The 1,455-nt window shown below is 55.1% G+C and carries 1 protein-coding gene; it reads right to left on the bottom strand.

Translation table 11 applies throughout. From position 1 onward, the window contains the following. Nucleotides 1-18 precede the first annotated feature (18 nt). Nucleotides 19-1,370 (bottom strand): IS3 family transposase gene (locus tag ACR0D9_RS20580; protein ID WP_170717543.1). Its coding sequence is split into 2 segments (ribosomal slippage): nt 19-1,034 and nt 1,034-1,370, totalling 1,353 coding nucleotides; the frame shifts between segments, so codons are not numbered across the junction. Nucleotides 1,371-1,455: the final 85 nt, after the last annotated feature.

The following is a 1,455-nucleotide window of genomic DNA, read 5'->3' on the forward strand; positions in this document are numbered from 1 at the left end:
GCTCGCCGCAGTTTCAATCTACGCCGCGTTCTGATGATGCAGCAAGCGGCGTTTCTGGATTGTCTGGTGTTTGATTTCCTTTCTGCGTCTGAGGATTGTTTCGGCTCGACCGAAATAGACATCGGCGGGTGTCAGATTGCTGATGCTCTCGTGGTATCGGTTGTGGTTGTAGTGATTGATGAAGTCGCCGATGGCCTGTTCGAGCGCTCCTGGCAGATAGTAGTTTTCCAGCAGGACACGGTTCTTCATCGTCTGATGCCATCGCTCAATCTTGCCCTGGGTCTGCGGATGGTTGGGCGCTCCCCGAACATGATCCATACCCTGCTCATCCAGCCATTTCGCCAACTCGCCAGAGATGTAACTGCTGCCGTTGTCGCTGAGCAGCCGGGGCTTGTGGGCAACGGTGACACTGTCACAACCTGATGCAGCCAAAGCGTCTTCCAGCGTTCCTGTGACATCGTCAGCTTTCATCGTGGTGCAAAGGCGCCAAGAGACAACGTAACGGCTGTAATCATCCAGGATCGTAGACAGGTAGAACCAGCCCCAACCGATGACTTTGAGATAGGTGAAGTCGGTCTGCCAAAGCTGGTTCGGCCGCACAGTCTTCTCATGGAATTCATCCGCCGCTTTGATGGTGATGCAGGCTGGGCTAGTGATCAGATCTTGTGCCTTCAGAAGCCTGTAAACACTGGCCTCAGAAACGAAGTAGCGCCTGGTGTCGGTGAACCGCACCGCAAGCTCGCGGGGCGATAACTCGGGTTCTTCCAGAGCCAGTTCCACGATCTGCTTGCGCACCTTGTCGGGGATGCGGTTCCAAACCCTACCTGGCCGGGAATGGCGATCCTCAAGCCCGGCCTCGCCGAAAGACAGATACCTGTCGTACCAGCGGTAGAAGGTCGTTCTGGGAATGCCGAGCTTTTCCAGTGTGCGTTTGATCGGCAGGTGCGAACCGTCAACCAGCCGAATGATCTCAAGCTTTTCGGATGCGGGATATCTCATTCGTCGTCTCCCCCATCCTCGAACATGCTTTTTTTGAGCAGCCGGTTCTCAAGGGTCAGGTCGGCGACTACCTCTTTCAGCGCCGACGATTCCGCTCTCAAATCCTTCACCTCAGAGCTGGTAGCCTGGCGTGCGGTATCGCCAGCCAACCGCTTCTTACCGGCCTCAAGGAACTCTTTCGACCAGCTGTAATACAGGCTCGTAGCTATTCCTTCACGGCGACACAGCTCCGCTATGCTGTCTTCACCACGAAGCCCATCCAACACAATACGGATCTTCTCCTCTGCCGAATGCTGGCGCCGTGTCTTCCTGCGGATGTCTTTGACAACTCTCTCTGCTGACGCTTTCTGTTTCCCGGATTTCATTCTCATCTCCACTCTCTGATGGTTACGATGAGCCTGAAATCCTCCGCTACGCAATCAACCTAGTCTGTTCCATGGGTGCTGATGGCGGACA

Source organism: Ruegeria sp. AK11, assembly GCF_056541095.1.